A 1803-nucleotide genomic window follows, 5' to 3' on the forward strand; every position below is an offset into this window, starting at 1 on the left:
CCGCCACCATGGCGGACGATCCTCTCAATCATGTGCTCGACGGTTATCATCGTTTCCGCCGGTACGCTCCGCGCATGTTGCGCCTGCTCGATCTGCAGGCTGCGCCAGTCGCGCTGCCCCTTCTCGAAGCGGTGACGGCCCTGCGCGCCGGTTTGAACGATGCCGCGCGTATCGGCTTCCTTCGGCCCAGCTCGAAATGGCATCGCCATCTTCGAGCGCAGGCGGCTGGCGACACCCGTCTCTGGGAGATCGCGGTTCTATTCCATCTGCGCGATGCGTTCCGCTCCGGAGATATCTGGCTGGCCAGATCCCGGCGCTATGGCGATCTGAAACAGGCTCTCGTTCCTGCGCAAGCCGTTGCGGAAAGCGGCCGACTCGCCGTGCCATTGCGGCCGGAAGAATGGCTGGCGGACCGACAAGCTCGCCTCGATATCCGGTTGCGTGAGCTTGGCCGTGCTGCACGCGCGGGCACGATTCCGGGCGGTTCGATCGAAAACGGCGTTCTGCATATCGAGAAGCTCGAAGCCGCCGCCCCGACCGGCGCCGAAGATCTGGTGCTCGATCTCTACAAGCAGATATGGCCCACGCGCATCACCGATCTCTTGCTGGAGGTGGATGCAGCGACCGGCTTCACCGAAGCGTTCACGCATCTGCGCACTGGAGCGCCCTGCGCCGACCGGATCGGCCTGATGAACGTCATCCTTGCCGAGGGGGTCAACCTAGGTCTGCGCAAGATGGCCGACGCGACGAACACGCACACTTTCTGGGAGTTGATCCGCATTGGACGGTGGCATGTCGAGGGCGAAGCTTACGACCGGGCGCTGGCCATGGTGGTCGAGGCGCAAGCAGCGCTACCCATGGCCCAGTTCTGGGGCATCGGCACCTCGGCTTCGAGCGACGGCCAATTCTTCGCCGCCACGGAGCAAGGCGAGGCCATGAATCTGGTCAACGCGAAGTACGGAAATACCCCAGGCCTGAAAGCCTATAGCCACGTCTCGGACCAATATGCGCCGTTCGCAACCCAGGTGATCCCCGCGACGGCGAGTGAGGCTCCTTACATCCTCGATGGCCTGCTCATGAACGATGCCGGCCGCCATATCCGCGAGCAGTTCGCCGACACGGGCGGCTTTACCGATCACGTCTTTGCCGCATGCGCCATTCTCGGCTACCGGTTCGCGCCACGCATCCGGGATCTCCCCTCCAAGCGGCTCTATGCGTTCAATCCATCGGCCGCCCCGGCCCAATTGCGGGCCATGATCGGCGGAAAAATCAATCAGGCCATGATCGAGCGCAACTGGCCCGATATCCTGCGCATCGCCGCCACCATTGCGGCCGGAAGCATCGCGCCCAGCCAGATTCTGCGAAAGCTCGCCTCCTATCCACGGCAAAACGAACTGGCCACAGCTCTACGGGAAGTCGGCCGCATCGAGCGGACGCTGTTCATGATCGACTGGATTCTGGACGCCGATCTGCAACGCCGCGCGCAGATCGGGCTCAACAAGGGCGAGGCGCATCACGCGCTGAAGAGGGCCATCAGCTTCCACCGACGCGGCGAAATCCGCGACCGTTCCGCCGAAGGCCAGCATTACCGGATTGCCGGTATGAACCTGCTCGCCGCCATCATCATCTTCTGGAACACCATGAAGCTGGGCGACGTCGTCGCCAGTCAGAAACGCGATGGAAAGCTGCTATCGCCCGATCTACTGGCCCATGTCTCGCCGCTCGGATGGGAGCACATCAACCTCACCGGTGAATATCGGTGGCCAAATCCTTAGCGTAGGATTCCGCCCCCTCCCGCAAACG

1 protein-coding gene is annotated in these 1803 nt (G+C 63.0%); it reads left to right on the forward strand.

What is annotated here, in order from left to right:
- A partial coding sequence (locus H512_RS0120030) for a Tn3 family transposase (protein ID WP_026784911.1) occupies positions 1–1775 on the forward strand: 1775 nt, incomplete at its 5' end.
- Between the last annotated feature and the right edge of the window lie 28 nt (positions 1776–1803).

Origin of the sequence: Pleomorphomonas koreensis DSM 23070 (assembly GCF_000425185.1) — a bacterium.
Taxonomy (GTDB): Bacteria; Pseudomonadota; Alphaproteobacteria; order Rhizobiales; family Pleomorphomonadaceae; genus Pleomorphomonas; species Pleomorphomonas koreensis.